This window comes from Sorangium sp. So ce381, assembly GCF_051473845.1.
Lineage (GTDB): Bacteria > Myxococcota_A > Polyangia > Polyangiales > Polyangiaceae > Sorangium > Sorangium atrum.
This window is the reverse complement of sequence record NZ_CP150336.1, coordinates 7,366,707-7,386,676: the sequence shown is the minus strand read 5'-3', so window position 1 is coordinate 7,386,676 and position 19,970 is coordinate 7,366,707. Positions and strand designations below refer to the sequence as shown.

Sequence of the window (19,970 nt, the reverse complement as noted above, 5' to 3'; positions counted from 1 at the left end):
CGCACCGCCTCGGTTGAGGCGATGTTGACGCGATGAGGACCACCAACGCGGCGGAACAGCCCTTCAGGCCAGTCACGCCCGCTCTGACCGCCAGGAGTGGCTCCGCGCGCCGCTCCCTTGCAAGCGAGGCGCAGGAAACCGGCACGTGATTTGCAGTAAAATCAGAAAGATCTGGGACAAGTGCCCGTCAGCCGAGCCGTCGATCGCGCGACGAGGTGTTCGCCACGCCCCGGGGGAGGAGGCAGTGGCACGTCGGAACTGCGCCTCCCGCCATGTGCAGGTGCCTGCGCGGGAACCCCAGGAGCAAGACACCATGAAGTCGGTCATCAGGATCACGCGGCTCGGCGGTGTTGATGTGTTTGCGCACGCGGCGTTCGGCCTGCTGCTCCCGATAGGGGCGCTCCAGTGGGGGGCGCGGCACGGGTGGAGCGGCGCGCTCTTCGGCTGCGCGCTGGGCGCGGCGCTGCTCGGGTGCGCGGCGCTGCAAGCGCTCGTGCATGGGATCGTGGCGAGGCTGCTCGGGCTGAGGCTGCGGGAGGTCCAGCTCTCGCCGCTCGGCCCGATGGCCCTCCGCTCGCGTCCTGCCGGGGGACGGGCGCAGGGCCGCGCGCTCGGCCTCGCGGCGAACGTGGCCCTCGGGGCGCTCTTCGTGCTGGCCGTCGAGGCCCAGCGCGGGGTGGGCGAGCTCGGGTGGATCTCGGTTCTTCAGGCCGCCGAAGCGCCGTCGCGCGAGGCGGCGATCGTGTGGATCGCCAGCGCGAACCTGGGGATTGCGCTGCTCGGCCTGCTGCCGGCGCTGCCGCTCGAGGGCGGGCGCGCGCTGCGCGAGGCGCTGTCACCGCTCACCGGCGCCTGGCTCGCGACGTCGATGACGGCGGCGCTCGGGCAAGCGGCAGCGGCGGTGCTGTTCTTCATGGGCCTGTTCGGCGGTCAGCTCGTCGTGGCCGCGGTGTCGGCGCTCCTCTTCGTGGAGGCGCGGCGGGAGTGGAGCGCGGCGCAGGCGGTGATGGCGCCCGTGGCGCCGCCCGAAGAACATCCGAGCGAGGGCAGGGCGGTCCAGCTGTGGCCTGGCGAGCTCGTGGGCGACGCCGCGCGGCGGATCCTCGCGAGCCAGGAGCCGGACTTCCCGGTCGTCTACGAGGACCGCGTGATCGGGATCGTGACGCGAACGGATGTCATGCGCGCGCTGGCCGCCGGCCAGGAAGGGTCGTTCATCGCGTGGATCATGCGCTGCGACCTGCCCCGGGTGGCGGCGGACGTGCCGCTCAATGAGGTGGGGCGGCAGATGATCGAGAAGAACACGCCGGTGGTCGCCGTCTTCGACGGAGAGAGCTACCTCGGGCTCGTGAAGCACTCGGACATCGCGGGCGCGCTCACGCGCGGGCGGGGGGGGCGGCTCGGGAGGATTCACCTGGCTCCTCAGGTCGGATAGTCATAGGCGCTAACCAAGCTTCGCGCCGCGTCCTCCTACATCCGAACGTTTACGTGGTCGTGGTCGTGAACGTTTACGTGGTCGTTTTCGTGGTCGTGGTCGTGGTCGTGGCCGTTCACGGCCTATCGTTGACGACCACGACCACGACCACGACCACGAAAACGTTCACGACCACGTAAACGTTCACGACCACGTAAACGTTCACGTTGGCGACCGATGGTGGGGGGCTCGGCGGGATGCCCGGCCCCCTCCGGGATCGGGACGTAAGGGGCGAGCGTGTTTCCGGACACAAGGACGCTCAAGCAACGCGCCCCGCCAACCCGGAGAGGGGGGCGGGGCGCTCGTCGGGAATCGAGAGGCGGAGCTCAGGAGCTCAATCGCCTCGAACGAAATTGAGCTTGAAGGAGACCACGAGCACGAGCGCGTCCTGACTGATGCGGCGCTTGCCCCAGGCGACCCCGATGTGCAGCCCCTCGATGGGATCGAGGTTGGAGGGGAGACCCACGGTGTGCGTGAGCGTCTTCGTGAAGTTCCACTCAGGCCGCTTGTTCGCGAGCGCCGCGTTGACCGCCCTCATGACGGTGTGATCGAGGATCGAGGGGATGCCGCGGATGTCCGCCTCCTCGAGCTCTACGTTGAACGCAAGGACGTTCCCCTTGTTCCTCTCGATGATCTCGGGGCAAATCAGCACCTTGAGCTCATCGAGCCGGATGGTGGGGTTGACGCCCGCGATGGACCACTGGAGCTCCGCAGGGCAGGTGACCCGTAAGCCCAGCTCATCGGCCAGGGCAATCTCGGTCGCCTTGCCCAGGTACAGCCAGCGATCGGTCGTCTCGTCGTCGTCCAGGTGGATCTTCACAGGGAGGAACTCGCCCAAGAGCTGGGCGAGATCCTCCCGCGTGATGATGGCTTCGAGCCACACGGCAAGCGCCTCAGCTCAGGTGATGGCCGCTCTCGCCGCCGTGGGTCCGCCCAGCTCCCTCGATGCCGTAATGCGAGTTCGCAGAGCTCGTCTCGGACGGCGCGACCGCGCCCTTCACCGCGTCGACCGCGTTGCCGACCTTGTCCTGGACCTTGCGCTCGGCCTGCTCGACCCCGCGGGTCGCCTGGCGCTTCAGGCCGTCGAGGCGGGTCAGGAGCTCGCGGCGCAGCGCCTCGCCCGACGTCGGCGAGAGCATCAGGGCCACGCCCGCGCCCACCGCGAGGCCGGCGCCGAAGAGGCCGAGCGCCGTGAGCGGGCTCCGCTTGCGCGCGAGCCCGACCCAGCCGAGCACGTCGTCGAAGCCGAGCGCCCCGACCGTGGCGGCGACGCCGGCGATCGCCTTCGCGACGTCGAACGCCGTCGTCCTGGCCGCCGTGGCGGCGACGCCCGCTCCGGAAGCCGCCGACTCGACCACACCCTTCGCAGTCCCCACCGCGTTGCTCATTCGGTTCGTCATGGCTCTTGTCTCCTCGTGACGGACACGACATCCGCCGGTTCGTGTCAGGAAACCATTGCAGGGCCCGGACCAACCGAGAGCTCGCGTCCAGAGCGCCTATCTCCGAGGCCGCGCACCCTCGGCGTGGCGCGAGCGTGACGAAACGCCACAGCTGTCGTGACGCGCCTCGGGCGCAACGCATGCCATGAGACGAGCGCCCGTGAACCAAGGGTCGTGGCGCGCGGCCCCGTCGCCAACGGAAGAGATGGGATCAGGGGAGGAGAGGGGAGAGCAGGCCCGCGGAGAGCGGGAGATCCAGCGGCTGCGCCGCTGCGGCAGGGGCCCCGAGCCGCGTCCGCCGAGCGGGCGAACGCGCGCGTCACCGGGGGGCGTGGGCGACGCCGATCAGCGCGACGTCGACCCTGCGATCATAGCCATAGGAGTACATCGGTTGAGCTCCGACGGCCTGGGCGTCGCCCGTCGCGCGCGTCGTGATGCGATCCGCAGGGATGCCCTCCTTCACGAGGATCTCCTTCACCCGCGCGGCGCGGCGGAGCGAGAGATCCTGGTTGTACGCCTGGGTGCCGCGCGGATCGGCGCGGCCGACGAGCTCTATCCTCGCGCCCTGGAGGCCCGAGGAGAGCAGGCAGTCGACGAGCGCCCGGAGCTCCACGTGCTCCTGCGGCAGCGGCTCGGCGGAGTCGAAGGCGAAGCTCGTCTTGGGCAGGCGGCAGACGTCGGCGATGTCGGCCCCGAGGGTGAGGCCGATGAACCGATCCTCGCCCTCCCTGAGATCGGGCCATTCGACCTTGTAGACTCCATCCGGGCCGGGGTTGGGCAACCTCGGCTCGGGGTGAGCCTGCTCCGGGGGTGGGGCCGCGGCGCACGCGGTGAACAGCGAGAGCGCAAGCGCGCCAAGGCAGAGCCTGGGCAGGTTGGACATCGACAGCATGAGAACCCTCCTTTCGAGGTCGGCCGTGATGAGCCGCCTTGTGTTCCGAGGGGGTCGTTCAAGCTCCGTGCCTGTCCAGCGATCGAGCCGTGTCGCCGCGCGCCACGCCCCGCGCTCGAGGCGGGGTCATCAGGGGGATGAAGGCTCTCTGGCCTCGAGCTTGGGCCAGGTGAACCGGAAGGTGGCGCCGGCGCCGACGGCGGACTCGACCCAGGCGCGCCCGCCCTTGCTCAGGACGATCTTCTGCACGACCGACAGGCCGATGCCGGTGCCCTCGACCTTGTCGCGCGCCTTCAGCGTCTGAAAGATGCCCCAGATGCGGTCGTGGTACTCGGGGGCGATGCCCGCCCCGTTGTCGGAGACCGAGAACTCCCAGAACGGGCCGGCGTCGCGCGCGGTGATCCGGACCTCCGGATCGGTGCCCCCGGCGTGCTTCAGCGCGTTGCCGATCAGGTTCAGGAACGTCTGCTGGAGCGGAGCGCGCTCCGTGACGAGGACGGGCATGTCGGGGACAATCTCGACACGCGTCTCCGGCGGGGGCGCGAGCAGCTCGATGATCTCCCGGAGGAGCTTGCCGACGTCGATCGCCTCGGGCTTCTCGCGGGCGCGGCCCGCCCGCGAGTAGCTCAGGATCCCGTCGATGAGGTTCTCCAGCCGGTGGACGCGCCCGCGGAGCAGATCGAGCTGCTTGCGGCTCTCCGCCGTCATCTTGTCGTTGAGGTCCTCCTCGATCCACTGCGAGAGGTTGGCGATGCCCCTGAGCGGCGCCTTGAGGTCGTGGCTCGTGACGTACGCGAACTGATCGAGCTCCTTGTTGCTGCGCTCCAGCGCCTGGACGAGCCGCTGCCGCTCCTCCTCGGCGCGCTTCTGATCGTCGATGTCCGTGTACGTGCCGAACCAGCGGACGATGCGGCCCGACCCGTCGCGCGCGGCGACCGCCCGGCCGATGAACCAGCGGTACACGCCGTCCGCGCGCCGGAGCCGGCACTGGCTCTCGTACGGCTCGCCCGTGCGGAGCGCCTCCCGGAAGGCCTCGATCGCCCGCTCGTGCTCCTCGGGGTGGATCATCCGGCTCCAGCCCTCGCCGCCGGTCTCCTCCGCGGTGAGCCCCGTGTAGTCGTACCAGCGCCGGTTGAAGTACTCGTGGTGACCGTCCGGGCGGTTCGTCCACACGAGCTGCGGCATCGTCTCGGCGAGCAGCCGGAACTGCGCCTCGCTGTGCTTCAGCTCCTCCGCGAGCGTCTCGACCTCCTTGCGCACGGTGACCTCGCGCTCGAAGAGGAGGGCGTTGTCGACGCTGAGGGCGGCGCGCCGGGCGAGCTCTTCGGCGAACTGCACGTCGACCTTCGTGTAATTCCGGCCCGACTCGGCGTGCGCGAGCGTGATCGCGCCGAGGACGCGGCCGCGCGCCGCCAGCGGCACGACCAGGTACGACCGGAGGCCGAGCTCGCGCGCCATCCGGAGGTGCTCCTCGTCCTGCGCGTTCTCGACGAGCAGGGAGTCCGGGATCTCGGAGGCCCACTCGGCCTCGCCCGTCCGGAGCACCTTCGGCACGCCGCGGCTCGCCGCGGGATCGACAGGATAGCTCTGCTCGATCTGGCGGACGAGCTCCACCTTCTGTGGGTCGGTGTGCTGGACGGCGACGCGCTGGATCGCGCCGTCCTGGCCCTGGATGTCCACGGCGCACCAGTCGGCGAGGAGCGGGACGACGAGCCGGGCGAGCTGCCCGAGCGTCTCGCGGAAGTCGAGCGAGGACGAGAGGATCTCGCCCGCGCCGGCGAGGAGGCTGACGTTGGCCTCGGCGCGCTTGCGCTCGCTGATGTCGAGCACGTAGGTGAGGTTGCGCCGCTGCGTCTCGATGCGGGCGGACCCGACGAGGACCGCGACGCGCTTGCCGTCCTTGCGGATGTACTCCTTCTCGAACTGCTTCGTGACGCCGTGGAGGCTCAGCTCGTTGACCGCGTCGTGGTGGACGTGCTCGTACTCCGGCGGGGAGAGCTCCTGCCAGCTGAGCAGCCCCGCCTTGAGGTCCTCGCGGGTGTAGCCGATCATCGACAGGAAGCAGTCGTTCGCCTCGATGACGCGCCCCTCGTAGTCGCTGAAGAGCAGGCCCATCATGCTGGTGTCCATGATGCGCCGGAACACCTCGTCGCTCGCCTGGCGCTCCAGCTGGCGGAGCGCGGCCTCCTGCCGCTTGATCTGCTCGGCCCTCCGGTGCAGCTCGACGAAGACCGCCACCTTGGCGCGGAGGATGTCGGGATTGAACGGCTTGACGACATAATCGACCGCGCCCTCGCGATAGCCGCGATACCGTCGGTCCTCGTCCTCCGGCAGCCCCGAGATGAAGATAATCGGCGTGTGCCTCGCCCGATCGAGCCCCCTCACGCGGGCGGCCGTCTCGAAGCCGTCGATACCGCGCATCTTCACGTCCATGAGGATCAACGCGAACTCCTCGCGGTTGAGGTGCTCGAGCGCCTCCTCGCCGGATTGCGCGGTGACGAGCCGCTGGCGCAGCGGATCGAGCACGGCCTCGAGGGCGAGGAGGTTGGCGCGGTGATCGTCGACGAGCAGAATGCTCGCCACGGGCTCGGAAGGAGCGGACGGGAGGGGAGCGCCCGGAAGGACAGAGGACTTCACCTGAAGCGGGCTCAGCCCTGGCTTTCGGTCGGGCATGACGAAGACGGTTAACGGCGCCCGGACCTTCTGGCAAGCGAAAGCGGCGCTCGGCCGGCGAGGGCCATTCGCCTGCTCGACGCGCTCGAAGCAGTCATCTCCGGCTCGCCGCGGCGTCTCCAGCGCGCGGCGACAAGGCCGCGCGGGATCGGGCCTCCGCGCGCCACGCTGTGGCGATCCGTCACGCGCGGCGAGCGGAGCGGACCGTGCTGGATGGGGCGCCGCGACGGGGCGGGCGGCCGCGCGTGGCTGGCATGGGGCCTGCTGGATGTGCCGCAGACGATGCCGCAGAGGGAGCAGGTATGCGATTCGGACTCAAGCTGGCTTCATTCGTGGGGGCGCTCGTGGGCGCGCTGCCGACTTCGCCGGCGGCGGCGGCCGACGGAGCGGGGCTCTTCGCGCTCCCGCCAGGCCGGCTCGACGCGGCGGACCGCGCGGGGACGCCGACATCCGAGCCGCCTGCGATGTCTGGAGCGACGTTCGTCGAGCTGATGGAGCGCACGATCATGGCCGTGCTGTCGCCGCCTCCGGCGGAGCTCCGCGTGGCGCCCCTCGTGAGCCGAGGTGGCGGCGGAGGGCTCCGCCTCGTGCTGCCCGTGTGCGAGGACGGCTGTTCGCGTTACGCGTCCCGCGCCGTCCTCCTCGTCGCGCAGAGCGCGCCGGACTCGCCGTTCGCGTGGCTCGCCGCGGTGAGCAACCGCGGCGGGCGATCGTCCGAGGGGCCGCCCGGCCTCGCCGCCGTCCGGGAAGAGGCCCGGAGGGCGCGCGCGAAGGTGCCTCAGGAGGAGGCGAGCGCGCTGCCCGAGTAGGCGCGCCGGCGAGCGACGCCGCGAGCGCGCGCCGGGAGACCGCCTGTCTGTCGGTCATGGCGGTCGCTGAGCTGGCCTGAAGCGGAAGAGCCGAGTCGGCGCACGACGCACGTCGCGCGGGGCGGCGACGGTACGCTGGATCCTGCCTTTCAGGGGATCGGCGTCGGCGCGCGTTCGCCGCTCACGGCGAGGCCCCGGTCGACGTGACCGCCTCGTGGAGGGCGCGGAACATCGCCGCGAGCCTGTCCGGCTGATAGCTGGCGTTGAGCCCGCTGGGGTTCGGCAGCACCCAGAGCCGCGTTGCGCCGAGCGTCTCTGTCTGGGGGCCGGGCACGGCGCGAGGCCTGCCGAACGCGCCTCGGTAGGCGCCGATCCCGAGCACGGCCAGGAAGCGAGGGCGGTAGCGTCGCACCGTGGCCTCGAGCCGCCGCCCGCCCGCGGCGAGCTCCTCGGCGGACAGCTCGTCCGCCGACGCGGTCGCGCGCTCGACCACGTTGGTGATCCCGACCCCGAGCTTCAGCAGCTCGCGCTCCTCGAACGGGGAGAGCACGCGATCGGTGAACCCGCCGGCGTGCAGCGCCGGCCAGAACCGGTTGCCGGGGCGGGCGAAGTTGTGCCCGACGGCGGCGGTGTAGAGGCCCGGGTTGATGCCGCAGAAGAGGACATCGAGGTCCGGGGCGATGACGTCCGGCACCGTCTTGCCGGCGGCGGCGAGGAGCTCGTCGCGGGTGGGTCGTCGAGGTCGGGGAGGGGAGTACACAGGCTTTCCGGGCGGGCGCAGGGCGCCGCGGCTGCAGCTTACGACGGCGCTGCATGAAGGAGCGCGGGAGCCGAGGCGAGGAGCGCGGGAGCCGGGGACGACGGGCGCGGCCGCCGGGGGGAGGACGTGGATCGACCCTGGACGGGGGCGCGACAACGGATACCGTCGTGCTTTCCCCGGATGCTTGTGCGTTCCCTCGGTCTGATCTCGGCTCTCCTCGCGGCCGCCTGCGCGCGTGCGCCCGAGCCGAGCCCGGCGAGCGGCGCGGGGGCTGCTCGGGCCGCGCGTGCGCCGGGCGCGACCGGCGCCGCCAGCGCTGCCCCGGCGGGGGCGCGCTATTTCCAGGCGCTCTCCGAGGGCGTGTTCCGGGCGACGCACGACGGACCGGCCGCGGCCGTCGCGGCTCGCGTCGTCACGGAGGGCGCGCGGATCGAGCTCGGCGGAGACGGGCGCATCGCCGCGGCGGCGTGGGAGGCCGAGCTGTGGGCGTCCGGCGATCCCGTCGTCGGATCGCTCGCGATCGCGCCCCACCTCGGCGGGGGCTTCCTGCACTGGACCCGGCGCAGGGCGTTCCGCTCGCGCGGCTTCACGGGGCCGCTCGCGGAGGTGGCGCTCGGCGGCGGCGGCGCGGTGCGGGGCGCCCGCAACGGCCTGCGAGGCGTCGTGGTCTTCATGGAGCAGGGGCCGCGGGAGCTCCTGCCGGGCGAGGATCGGGGCCGGGCGCTCGACATGCCGGCCATCCACGATCTGGCCGCGCTGGACGCCTCGCGCGCGGCGCGCCTCGACGTCTTCGGCCGCGCCGCGACGACGGCGGACGGCGGCAGGACGTGGATCGATGCCGGCCAGCGGCTCGGGCTCGCCGTGCGCGCCCTGAGCGTCGCCCCGGACGCGCTCGCGCTCGACACGGCGCTCGGGCGCGTGGCCGTCCTCCCGGACGGCTCGCTCGGCCGGCCCGACGGCGACCTCCGCTCGAGCTGGCCGAGCGGGTCGTTCCAGCTGCTCTTCGCGGGCGCCCAGGCCGCCTCGCGCGACGCCCTCGCCCTCGACGATCTCGCGCCGCTCGCGGCGGCCGTCTCCTCGGGCGCGCTCTTGCCCGACGGGACCGCGCTCGGGGTGTTCGAGGGCGGCGCCGCGCGGATCGACGTGAGCACGGGCGCGGTGCGCGAGCGGTTCTCCGGCTGGCTCCCGGACGGGCTGGGCTGCGCGCCCGTGCCCGCGGAGGACGGGCCGCTCTTCCTCTGCGTGTGGGACGATTACGACGGCTACGGCAGCTACGTCCTGCGCTCCGAGCGCGGCGAGGCGCCGCGGATGGAGCGCTCCTTCAGCGACGAAGGGTTCTTCGTGGCCGACGACGGCGGCGCGCTCGGCTACGTCGGCGGCTGCGCGGCGTCGCCGCGGGTCGCCAGCGACGAGGAGCGGGATCGCCGCTACGGCGAGGTCGTGATCCACCCGAGGATCTGCGTGCGGCGCGGCCCGGGCGACTGGGTCGAGCACGCGGTCGAGGTCGGCGAGTCACAGACGCTGGTCGGCTGGGCGCCGCGCCGGGACGGGAGCGCGATCGCGCTGCTGAGGGGCGAGCGAGACGCGCGGCTGCCAGCGCCGGCCGGGGCGCCGCGGGGCCGCGACGAGGGGGGCGCGCGGGTCGTGGAGCTCCGCGGACACCTCCCCGGCTGGTACTGGACGCCGCCCCTCCGCGACGGGACACGGGCGCTCGTCGACAGGCGCTTCCGCGCGCGCGAGGACGGCGGGGTCGACGGGTGGCTGTCGTCGGTCGAGTGGCCCGATCCCGTCGGGCAGGCGAGCCTGGGCGTCACGATCGCGGAGGACGGGACGGTCTCGCCGCACGCCCTGCCGCCGGATCCAGCGGGGATGGTGGTGACCGGCGACCGCGGCGTGCTCGTCACGGCCGGCGCGGAGCTCTACGAGACGCTCGATCACGGCCGGACGTGGCGCGCCGCAGGGCGCTCGCCGGTGCCGCCGCCGTCGTTCCAGGGCGGGTGCTCCGCGCTCGGCTGTGCGCTGAGCGGCGTGGTGCGGCTCGGCTGGGGCGCGGGCGAGCTGTCGCCGACCATCGCCGCCGCGCCGGGCCTCGGCTGCGGGGCGGCGGAGGCAAGCCGCGCGGGCGCCGCCGCGGCGGACGCGGCGGCTTGCGGGGGCGGCGCCGGCCGGATCGAGGAGCCGCCGGCAGCGCTGCCGTCGCTCTCCTGTGCGCCGATCGAGCTGCCGGCGCTGCGCCCGGGCGCCGCGCCCGAGGCTGGCTCGGAGCGATGGACCGTGCCGACGTCGTATGGCGAGACGCTCGAGCTCGTCGCCGACGCGCCGGCGCCTGGGCGCGCCGCGCGGCCAGCCGAGGAGGCGCCGCCCGCCGAGGAGGCCGCGCCCGAGGAGGCGCCGCCCAACGGCGCGGCGTCGGGCAAGGGCGCCGCGGCGCCGGGAAAGGGAGGCCCGAAGGTCGCGGCGGTCCGGACGCACAGCGTGCTCTACCTCCCGCCGTTCGATCTGCGCGGCGAGGCGCTGCGGCTGAACGCGACCGAGCTCGCGCTGAGCGGCGGTCAACGCGGGAAGCGCAGCGCGTCGATGCCGCTGCTCGCCGCGAGCGGCGAGGTCGGGCTGCTCGTCCTCGCCGAGGCGGGGGAGCTGCTGCTCGGCCCGCAGGGCGCGCGGGCGCTCCCTGCGTTCGAGCCGCGCCGAGGTTATGCGGACACCGCGCCGGGGCGGGCCCCGGGTCTCCTGCTCGGTCCGGGCCGCGCGCTCGTGCTCGGCGAGCTCCGGCGCCGCGTGGCCATCGAGGAGCACACGCCGGAGCCCCGGCGGCCTGCGCGCCTCGTGGCGCTCGACCGCGAGGAGCTCCGGGGCCGGCCGATGACCCTCGCGTGGCGCGACGACGGCGAGGCCGGCGTGCTGGTGCTCGACGGCTCGGCCCTCGAGATCGCGGGCGCGGCGGTGCTGGACCGCATGGGGGGGACCGTGGGCGAGGTGGTCGCGCTCGCGCCCTGGGCGACGCTGACCGCGGCCAGCGACGCGCGCTGCCGCGCCCTGAAGGGCGCGTGGCGCGCGCTCGTTGCGCTCGATCCGGAGCGCGCCCTGCGCCTCGATGGGAGGGCGCTGCCCGCGCTCGCGCTCGGGAACCAGGGCCTCGCGCACGTGCGCTGGGGGCGCGAGCGCGTCTGCCTCGAAGCGCTGCACCTCGCGGCCTCCGACTCGAGGCGGCGCGGTGAGCGTGCGGAGGGCGCGGCGCTTGTCGCGCGGTGGGCGGCCCCGCGCGGGCAGGAGAGGCGCGGCGCCGGCGCCGGCGCAGGACAAGGCGTGCTGCGAGCGCAGGCGACGACCCAGCGCCTCGTGTGCTCCGTGGGCGCGCGGCCCGAGGACGGCTGAGGCGCGGCGCGGATGTGGATCAGCTCGTCTCAAGACCGCTCCGCGAGCACGATCGGATCGGACGAATGATGCGCCCTGCGGACGGATAGGTTGGTACCATCACCATTTGCAATGCACGGCGACGGGACACAGCGATCAAAGGACATCGATAGTACAGCGACAATGCAAATTCGTGCTCCGTTCTCTCGGCAGGACAGCGCCGGGGCGGGGCTCGTGTTGCTCTACGCCGACAATTACGAGCAATTCCGGCCGGCGTACCCCGTGCTCGAGCAAGGCTCGGTCCTCGGCCGCGATCCGGCCGCGGATGTGTCCGTACCGACGCGGAGCGCTTCGCGCCATCATGCCCGGATCGAGCGGCGGGGCGGCGTCTGGGTGCTGACCGATCTCGGCGGCCGCAACGGCACGCTCTGCAACGGCGAGTTCGTCACGGAGGTGCCCATCGCGCACCTCGACCAGGTCCGGGTCGGCGACGCCATCTTCAAGTTCGTCGAGCGCGACGTCGAGAGCTACGCCCGCTACCGCATCGACGGCGCGACCCTCGATGCGCAGGAGGTGCCGGAGGGGCCGCCGCGCTTCTCGATGGGGCGGATCGTGGGCGGGTACCAGACCCGGAGCCTCGCTCGCAGCCTGTACGAGATCGCGCGCAGCGAGCTCTCGGTGCTGATTCGCGGTGAGAGCGGGACTGGAAAGGAGATCTTCGCCCACCAGCTCCATGACTGGAGCGGCCGGCGCGGCCCGTTCCTGGCCGTCAACTGCGCCGCCATCCCCGCCGCCCTCGTCGAGGGGGAGCTCTTCGGGCACCGGCGCGGCGCGTTCTCGGGCGCCGACCGCGACAGGGCGGGCCTCCTCCGCGCGGCCCACGAGGGCACGCTCTTCCTCGACGAGATCGGGGACATGCCGGCGGAAGCCCAGGCGAAGCTCCTCCGGGTGATCCAGTCGAAGGAGTTCACGCCGCTCGGCGGGACGCAGTCCGAGCGGATCGACGTGCGGATCGTCGCCGCCACGCACCGCGATCTCGACAAGCTCCAGCAGACGGGAGCCTTCCGCGCCGATCTGTTCGGTCGTCTGAACGAGCACAGCGTGACCCTGCCCGCCCTCCGGGAACGCAAGGAAGACATGTTCTTGCTCTGCACCGCGCTCGCGGCGCGCCACGGTCGGTCCGAGATCCGGCCCAGCATGGTCGCCATGACGGCCCTGCTCCACCACGATTTTCCCTACAATGTGCGGGAGCTCGAGGCGCTCCTGAAGCGCTGGGCCGCCGCGGATCGCGGCGCCGAGTTCGGCGTCCAGGATCTCAGCGACAGCATCCGCGATCGGATGAAGACGTACGGGGCCCGGGGCGCTGCCCTCGCGAGCCAGCTCGGGGAGGATTCCCGCGCCACGGTCTACCCGCAGTACGACGAGGAGCCTGCGGAGGACGGGGCGTCCGCGCCGGGCGGGCCGCTGCCGCCGAGGACCACCCCGGAGGAGAGCGTGCTTCGGGATCTCCTCGCGCGGCACCAGGGGAACGTCGCCGCCGTGGCGCGCGTGCTGGGGAGAGATCGAGTGCAGGTGCACCGCTGGATGAGGCGATACAACCTCAAGGCCGACGCGTTTCGCGGGTAGCATCGCGCTCGGCGCCGCGCAGAGCGGCTGCGCTCGCGCCCGCCGAGGCCGACCTGCACCCGTATGACCGCCGAAAGCCCGCTCACCCGCAAGCTCCAGATCATGCCCGCTCACCGCCTCTTGCAGCGCAGGCGCTGAGCGGTCTGCCCTCGATCGCGCCGAGCACCGCACGGGATGGATCCTGCCCGCCTGAGACTGGACGTCGTGGCCCCTCTCCTCGCCGCGCTCGCGCTCGCGGCGTGCGGTGCGGCCGAGCCGGCGGCCGCGCCGCCCGGCGCGCTCGAACCGCCTCCCCGCGCCACCGCGACCGTCGCGCTCGGCCCGGCCCGGTACGTCGCGCAGCCCTACCTCGTCGGCCTGGTCGAACGCGTGGTCATCGGCGGCCGGGAGGTCGACAGGGCGATCGTCAACGGCCAGCGCGCCGAGCTGCACGGCCTCGATCGGCTCGAGCCGCTGGGCGCGGACCGCGTGGTGCTCGCCGGCGGCGCGGCGTTCCCCGCGTGGGCCCGGCCCGGCGCGGCCGCCGTCGACGCCGCGCGCTACCTGTTCTGGAGCGGCGGCGACATCTACGCCGCCGAGAGCTTCGGCGGGGAGCTCCGCAAGCTCGCGACCCTGCCGGGCGACGTCGCCAGCGCGTTCCCATGGCTGGACGGCATCGGGCTGCTCACCGCGGCCGGGAGCTTCGTCGTCCAGGGCGCGAGCGGCGCGCTCCGGCCGCTCGGCTCGCCGTCCCTCGTCGCGGCCGCGGCGGCCAGCGAGCGGCGCGCGCTCGGCCTCACCGTCTTCGGGCGCGCGCTCCTCACGCTGGACGGGGGCGCGTCGTACCGCGACGTCACGGCGGAGCTCGGCGACGCGATCGCGCTCGACGTCCGCGGCGAGGAGATCGTCGCGTCGCTGGCCTTCGGCCTCGAGCGCGCCCTCGAGCCGAGCGGTCGCCTCGGCGAGCCCCGCGCGCGGCGCGCGCCGCCGGCGGCCGGCGTGGATCCCGGGTGGCCCGGCCGCGCGCCCTTCGAGCAGCTCGCGGACGCCGTCGCCTCGGGCCTGCCGCTCGCCGACGGCGGGGCGGCGCTCGCCGTGGACGGCCTCATCGGCCGCATCGACCTCGCCACCGGCCGCGCCTCGTCCGTCGCGCCGCTCCCGCCCGGCAGCGGCGAGTGCGCGCCGTTCCGCGCGGGCGACGCGCTGCTCGCCGTCTGCGCCGGCCCGGAGCGCGCGAGCGTCGTCGACCTCTCCAGCGACGCGCGCGCCCTCCGCGTCGAGCGCTCGTTCGAGCTCCTGCCCGAGCCGGCGCGGGAGACCGATCGCTTCGTCGGCGTCGACGGCGAGGCGCTCGGTTACGTGGGGCCCTGCGAGGGGCCGCCGAGGCCGCGGATCGATCTCCGCGCGTTCTCTCAAGGGGCGCTCGGCGGCGACTCGACGCAACAGAGCGCGGTGTTCTGCGTGCGGCGCGGGCCGGGAGACTGGGTCGAGCACCGCCTCGACGCGGCGGACGCGACCGACGTCCTCGCCTGGATACCGCGCCGAGGCGGGGGCGCGGTCGCCCTCATCGCGCGCCCCGGCACGTTCCTGCCGGACGGCGAGCGCGTCGAGGTGCGCGGCGCGCTGCGCGTCGTGCGGCTCGCGCGGGGCGAGCCGCCGCTCCTCCTGCCCCCGTACGGCGACGAGCGGGCGGAGCTGCTCTCGCGCGCGCTCGCCGCGCGCGCGGACGGCGCCATCGAGGGCTGGCTCCCCGTGCACGGCTACGCGGCCGATCCCGCGCCGATCACGATCGACCCCGCCGGCCGGCTGCGCCGCCACGCCGTGCCGGCGCGCGCGCGCTCGATCGCGGCGTCGGGCCCCTTCGCGCTCGCCGAGACCGAGGACGGCGGGCTCTTCGAGACGATCGATCGAGGGCAGCGGTGGGTGCCCGTCGCGCCGCCGCCGGGCGGCGGGGCCGCGCGCCTCAACGCCTGCTCGGCGGTGGGCTGCAGCCTCGGCACGCTCCTCCGGCTCGGGTGGGCGTCGGCCCCGCGCTCCGGCGGCGGCGGCGGAGGCCGCGCCGCGTCGCCGCCCGGCGCGGCCCTGGCGGAGCCGCCCGCCGCGCGGCCCCCGCCCGATCGCGACAGGGCGGCGCGGCCTCCGGCGCCGCCGCCCCTCGCGCGGCTCGCCTGCAGCTTCGCGGGGCCGCTCGACGCCGCGCGCGTGCCGGAGTCGTCCGGGTTCGGCGCCGTCGCCGCGCCGCCGTCGCGCATGGCGGGCACGCTGCGGCTCGGCACCCTCGGGATGCTGAGGCTGCCGTCGTTCAACGTTGGCCTGTCGGGCAGCGTTGGCCTGTCGGGCAGCGTCGGCCTGTCGGGCAGCGGCGGCCTGCCGGGCCCCTCCTTTGCCGACGCGGAGCTCGCGTGGATCGCGCCGCTCGACGTGCACGCCGAGATCCACCGCGCCACCGTGCCCCTCGCGAGCGCCGGGTTGCTCCAGCTCGCGTACCGGCCGTACGAGGCGCAGGTCGGGCTCGTGATCGATCGCGACGGTCGCGTGGCCCCGGTCGCGGCCGGCCCCGCGGAGGCGTGCCTCGCCGGCCTGCTGGACGCCGCGCGCGTCACGCGGCCGGTCGGCGGCTGCGCCCCCCAGCCCGCGATCGGCGTCGATCTCGGCGAGCGCGCGGTGTTCCTGAGCCCTCGGCACGACGGCCTCGCGGTGAGCTCGGTCGACTTCCGCGGCGCGCGCGGTGGGGCTCCTCTCGCGCGGCCCGGGGGCGGCGGGCCGCCTCCGGCGATCCGGGAGCTTCACGTGCAGCGCACCGCGCGCGCGACCGCGGCGCAGCGGGCGCGCTTCACCTTCGGCGCAGGCGCGCGCGCGGGCGCGGGCGCGCCCGTCTTCGTGGCGGTGGCGGGAGACGGCGGCGCGGTGCTCTCGCCGGTCGACCCCGTGCTCGGCACCCTGGGCCCCGAGGAAGCCCTCGCCCCGCTCGGCGCGCTCGGCGCGGGCAGCGACCCTGCCTGCGCGCCGCGCGCCGGAGAGGCGCGCGTGGTCCTGCCGTTCGACACGGAGATCGGCCTGGTGCCCGGCTCGCTGCCGGGGATCACCGCGGCCGGGACAGCCGGCGTCGCGGTGATCCGGTGGTCGCGCGAGCGCGCGTGCCTCGACGCCGTGGAGCTCGTCGTGCGCGACGAGCGCTACGAGGGCGGCCTCGGCTTCTACGAGCCGCCCGGCGTCGTGAAGAAGCTCATCGCGCGCTTCGCGGGGCCATCTCCCGCGGTGCCGCTCGGCGCGCACGGCGGGCTCGTCGATCGGCGCGGGCGCGGCGGGCCGAGCCCCGCGGCGGCGCGGCGGAGCGAGCCGGCGCAGGGCGCCGGCGGCGGCACGCTCGCGCTCGTCCTGTACGGCCAGGAGAGCCGGCAGCCGGTGCAGTGCAAGGCGGTCGTGAGCGTGCGCTGAGCTGAGCGCGCGCTCTCGGTCCTCTCGGCCGCGGCGCACGGCCCCGGACCGCGCGGGGCGCCGCGGAGGGCGCAGCGTTCGCGGCGCACCGTCTGCCCGTCCAGGAGCACCCTGCAGTGGATTTTCAGATGGTCTAGAATGCGTCGCGTGAGCGCCGCCGCGATGCCCTCCCGCGCAGGCGTGCTCCTCGCGCTCTCCCTCGCCGCCGCGTGCAGCGCCGCTCCGGAGCGCCCACCGCGGCCTGCGCAGCCTCGGGCCGCCGCGCTCGCCGACCCGCTGCCGCTCTCTCCTGCGCGCTACGTCCTCACCGAGGACATCGGCGTCCTCCTCGACGCCGCCGGGGACGGCGAACGCGCGCCCGCGCCCCGCCCGGAGCCCGCGCTCTTCGAGGGGCGCCGCGTGCGCCTCGAGGGCGGCGTCGTGCTCGCCGACGCCCCCGCGGCCGAGCTGCTCCGCGGGTTCCGGTCGATCCCGGCGCGCCTCGGGGGCGGGTTCCTCCTGTGGTCCGAGGGCCGCGTCTACCGCGCCGCCGACTTCCTCGGCGAGCTCGCGCCCATCGCCGACGTCGGCGCTCCCGGCGGCGCGCGGCCGTACCTCGACACGATCCTCCTGCGCAGCGATCGGGGGCTCCTCGAGATCGATCCCTCCACGCTCGCCGTTCGCCGCTTCGGCGCCGCGGGCGTCGTCGACGCGGTGGCCGTCGACGCGCGCCGCGCGGCGCGCCTCGACCTGGTCGGCCGCGCCTCGGTCACGCTCGACGGGGGCGCTACCTGGATCGACGTGCTCGAGACGCGCGGGCTCGCCACGTCGCTCCTCGAGGAGCAGGACGGCGGCGGAGCGGTCGCGCTCCTCGGGCCGTCGGGCGGCGCCACGCTCCACGTGAGCGCCGCCGGCCTCGTACCCGCGGTGCCCGCTCCGCCGCGGTCCGGGCCGAGCGCCTCGCTCTCTCTCCCGCCTGCGCGGGACCTGCCGCTCGGCACCACCTCGGTCCGCGCGCTCGCTCCGGCGGGGGTCGCGCTGGCCGCGGCCACAGGCGCTCTCCTCCCTGGCGGCAGGCTGCTCGTCGCTCGCGACGGCGGCCTCGCGGTGCTCGCGGCGGCGACCGCCCAGCCCCTCGCGCAGGCGGAGATCGAGAGCCTCGACCCGAGTTATGCGCGCTGCCAGCCGTTCCGGTCGGGCGACGACGTCTTGCTCGCGTGCGCGCACGAGGCCGCCCAGGTGCTCCGGCTCGAGACGACGCTCTCCGCGCCACGGCTGGAGGCCACGTTCCCGCCCCGCAGCCGAGGCCCCGATCCGATCGCGAGCTCGCCGGGCGCGTTCGTCGGCGACGATCGCGGTCGCCTCGCCTTCATCGGCCGGTGCGGCAGCGTTCCCCCTGGGCTCCACGACTTTCCGGAGAGCCCGGGAGACGTCGTCCCGACGGACGACGAGACGCCATGGCCCCGGCGCTTTGCGCGGCCGGCGCCGGACGAGCCGCAAGAGGACGCCGAGAGCCGCGAGCCCGCAGAGCAAGGCGTTGCGCGCGTGTGCGTGCGCGTCGGCGGCGGCCGCTGGGTCGAGCGCCGGATCGAGGGAGAGGACGCCGACCGCCTCTACCGCTGGATCGTCGGCGAGCGCGGGACCGTCACCGCGCTCGTGCTGGAGGCGCCGAGGGGGCCGCGGCCCTCCGAGGAGGACGAAGACGAAGGGCGCCGGACCTCCGAGATAGAGGAGGAGGACGGCGCGCCGCGGAGGTCGCCCCTCGGCCCCCCCGTGAGCGGGCGCCAACGTCGTCCTGTGGGTCCACCCGAAGGCGTCCGCGTGGTCCGCGTGCGCGATCGCGACCCGGCGCTCGCGGGCGGCACCTTGCCGGCGCTCGTGGGCGGCGCCTTCCCGGGGTCCGGCGATGCCGCATCGCCGCGCCTCATCGACACCGATTTCTGGGAGGACGACGACGGCGCCGTGCGCGGCTGGCTGCACCTGCCCGAGGAGGCCGACGGCGTCTCGCCCGTCCGCGAGGCGCTGCCGGAGGCGGGCTCTCCCGCGCGCGCCCGTCGAGCGGAGCGGCTGCTTTCGCGCCGCCGCGGCGGCCGCATCGCCGGCCTGCGCATCGACGCGCGCGGCGGCGTCACCGTCTTTCCCCTCCCGGCGGGCGTCCAGAACGTCGTCGTCGGCGGGCGGTTCGCGCTCGCCGCCACCGGCGACGACCCGCCGGCCTTCTTCGAGTCGACCGACGGCGGCCGCTCGTGGCGCCCGGCCGAGGGCCCGCCCGCACGCCAGATCGAGCCTCCCTTCGACGAGGGCGCCCCCTTCGCGTGCTCCCCGATCGGCTGCGCGATGGGTGAGCACGGCCTCGTCCGCCTCGGCTGGGGCGGCCCTCCGCCCTCGCCGCGCAGCGCGCCGCCCTTCGCTCCTGCGGCGAACCCAGCCCTCCGCGCCTCCCCTCCGCCGCTCGTTTCCTGCCGCCTCGACGACGACCCGTCCTCCTTCCCACCGCCGTCGGCCGCCCCGGCGCCGCGCGCCTTGGGTCGCCTCCCCGATCGCCGCGTTCCCCGGGGCATGCCCGCGGCAGGCGGCGAGCCCGCGACGGCCCGTCTGACCGGCGGCGAGCTCCCGGTCGTCTCGCTGTCGACCGCCCCGTCCTCTCCCCTGGGCGCGCTCCGCGACGGCACCTTCACCGCGAGCGTGCTCCTGCCGTTCGCGCGCGCCGAAGTGCCGCGCCGCCTGTCGCTCCGCGACGGCTCGCTCGGCGCGGTGTCCGGCGATGCTGTCCCCGTGCTGCTCGCGCCCGGCGCCAGGGCGCCTGCGGATCTCCTGCTGCTGTTCGACGCGAGCGGGCCGCAGGGCCGGCGCGGCCTCCGCGTGCGCGCGGGCGCCGAGCCGCCTGCGCTGCTGCCGTTCGACCACGCCGGCACGATCGCCGCCGCGGTCGAGCTGCCGGGCGGCGAGCTGCTCGCCCTCGACGCCGGAAGGCGCAGCTTCGTCGTCGCGGTGCGGCAGGGCACCTTCCCGGCCTTCGGGCTCGCGCGTGTCCCCGAGCTCGCGGGCGCCCGCCTCACCCTGGGCCGCCGGCTCGACGTTCCTGGCGTGGCCCTCATCGGCTACTCCGTCGCTTCGGGGGAGGTGGTCGCGGGGTCGATCGACGTCGCCCGTGGCCAGGTCGGCCCGCTCGAGCCGCTCGGGACCCTCGCGTCGCTCGCGGAGATGGGCGCCGGCGGCTGCGGCGGCGCGCGACCGTCGCACCGGTTCATCGCCGAGCTGCCCGCCGCGCTGCGGGTGGCCTCGAGGAGCGGGGCGCCGCTGTTCGACGGGGATGCCCCCGGCGCCGCGCTGCTCGCCGGCGGCCCCGGCGCCCTGTGCGTCGAGGCGATCGAGATCCGCGCCGCGGCCCGGGGTGGGCTGGACCTCGGTGTGGTCTTCGGCCCCGGCGGCGCCGCGGCCCTCCGCGGCGGCGGGGGCATGAGACTCCGCTGCGAGCTTCTGCCAAACCGGCCATGACGGGCGGCGAGCATCCGGAGATTCCGCGTCGGCGGGGCTCTCGTGCTAGGGT

The 19,970-nt window shown here is 74.9% G+C and carries 11 protein-coding genes; 6 read left to right on the top strand and 5 right to left on the bottom strand.

Annotation, left to right across the window (positions count from 1 at the left end; genetic code table 11):
* The first annotated feature begins 313 nt into the window (after positions 1-313).
* Complete coding sequence (locus tag WMF29_RS27505; RefSeq protein ID WP_437323105.1) at positions 314-1,432, top strand: CBS domain-containing protein; 1,119 nt, start codon at positions 314-316, stop codon at positions 1,430-1,432.
* Between the two features lie 373 nt (positions 1,433-1,805).
* Here the strand turns inward: WMF29_RS27505 and WMF29_RS27500 are convergent, their stop codons facing one another.
* From WMF29_RS27500 to WMF29_RS27485, 4 genes are all read right to left on the bottom strand, one after another.
* On the bottom strand, positions 1,806-2,354 hold the full coding sequence (locus WMF29_RS27500; RefSeq protein ID WP_437323104.1) for a hypothetical protein: 549 nt from the start codon (positions 2,352-2,354) through the stop codon (positions 1,806-1,808).
* 10 nt (positions 2,355-2,364) lie between these two features.
* Entirely contained in the window at positions 2,365-2,871 is a 507-nt protein-coding gene (locus WMF29_RS27495; RefSeq protein ID WP_437323103.1) for a YtxH domain-containing protein, read from the bottom strand.
* A 358-nt stretch (positions 2,872-3,229) separates the two neighbouring features.
* Entirely contained in the window at positions 3,230-3,802 is a 573-nt protein-coding gene (locus WMF29_RS27490; protein ID WP_272094017.1) for an OmpA family protein, read from the bottom strand.
* A gap of 129 nt (positions 3,803-3,931) precedes the next feature.
* On the bottom strand, positions 3,932-6,385 hold the full coding sequence (locus WMF29_RS27485) for a PAS domain S-box protein (protein ID WP_437323102.1): 2,454 nt from the start codon (positions 6,383-6,385) through the stop codon (positions 3,932-3,934).
* Positions 6,386-6,777: 392 nt separating this feature from the next.
* Here WMF29_RS27485 and WMF29_RS27480 point away from each other — a divergent pair, with 392 nt between their 5' ends.
* Entirely contained in the window at positions 6,778-7,284 is a 507-nt protein-coding gene (locus tag WMF29_RS27480; RefSeq protein WP_437323101.1) for a hypothetical protein, read from the top strand.
* A gap of 181 nt (positions 7,285-7,465) precedes the next feature.
* Here the strand turns inward: WMF29_RS27480 and mug are convergent, their stop codons facing one another.
* Positions 7,466-7,978, bottom strand: a complete 513-nt coding sequence (gene mug, locus WMF29_RS27475) for a G/U mismatch-specific DNA glycosylase (protein WP_437331175.1) — start codon at positions 7,976-7,978, stop codon at positions 7,466-7,468.
* Positions 7,979-8,224: 246 nt separating this feature from the next.
* Between mug and WMF29_RS27470 the strand changes: the two genes are divergently transcribed.
* The 4 genes from WMF29_RS27470 to WMF29_RS27455 all read left to right on the top strand — a co-directional run bounded on the left by WMF29_RS27470 (position 8,225) and on the right by WMF29_RS27455 (position 19,918).
* A complete protein-coding gene (locus WMF29_RS27470) occupies positions 8,225-11,419 on the top strand; it encodes a hypothetical protein (protein WP_437323100.1) in 3,195 nt (1,064 codons plus the stop codon).
* A 162-nt stretch (positions 11,420-11,581) separates the two neighbouring features.
* Positions 11,582-13,024, top strand: a complete 1,443-nt coding sequence (locus tag WMF29_RS27465) for a sigma 54-interacting transcriptional regulator (protein ID WP_437323099.1) — start codon at positions 11,582-11,584, stop codon at positions 13,022-13,024.
* A gap of 204 nt (positions 13,025-13,228) precedes the next feature.
* Positions 13,229-16,441: a hypothetical protein gene (locus WMF29_RS27460; protein ID WP_437323098.1), complete on the top strand. Its 3,213-nt coding sequence runs from the start codon at positions 13,229-13,231 to the stop codon at positions 16,439-16,441.
* Positions 16,442-16,588: 147 nt separating this feature from the next.
* Positions 16,589-19,918, top strand: coding sequence for a hypothetical protein (locus tag WMF29_RS27455; protein ID WP_437323097.1), 3,330 nt, complete (start codon positions 16,589-16,591; stop codon positions 19,916-19,918).
* Positions 19,919-19,970 lie beyond the last annotated feature (52 nt).

Excerpts from the sequence above, each read along its gene's own strand:
- WMF29_RS27505 (WP_437323105.1), top strand. The coding sequence starts at position 314 with ATGAAGTCGGTCATCAGGATCACGCGGCTCGGCGGTGTTGATGTGTTT.
- WMF29_RS27495 (WP_437323103.1), bottom strand. The coding sequence starts at position 2,871 with ATGACGAACCGAATGAGCAACGCGGTGGGGACTGCGAAGGGTGTGGTC.
- WMF29_RS27490 (WP_272094017.1), bottom strand. The coding sequence starts at position 3,802 with ATGCTGTCGATGTCCAACCTGCCCAGGCTCTGCCTTGGCGCGCTTGCG.
- WMF29_RS27465 (WP_437323099.1), top strand. The coding sequence starts at position 11,582 with ATGCAAATTCGTGCTCCGTTCTCTCGGCAGGACAGCGCCGGGGCGGGG.
- WMF29_RS27470 (WP_437323100.1), top strand. The coding sequence starts at position 8,225 with ATGCTTGTGCGTTCCCTCGGTCTGATCTCGGCTCTCCTCGCGGCCGCC.
- WMF29_RS27480 (WP_437323101.1), top strand. The coding sequence starts at position 6,778 with ATGCGATTCGGACTCAAGCTGGCTTCATTCGTGGGGGCGCTCGTGGGC.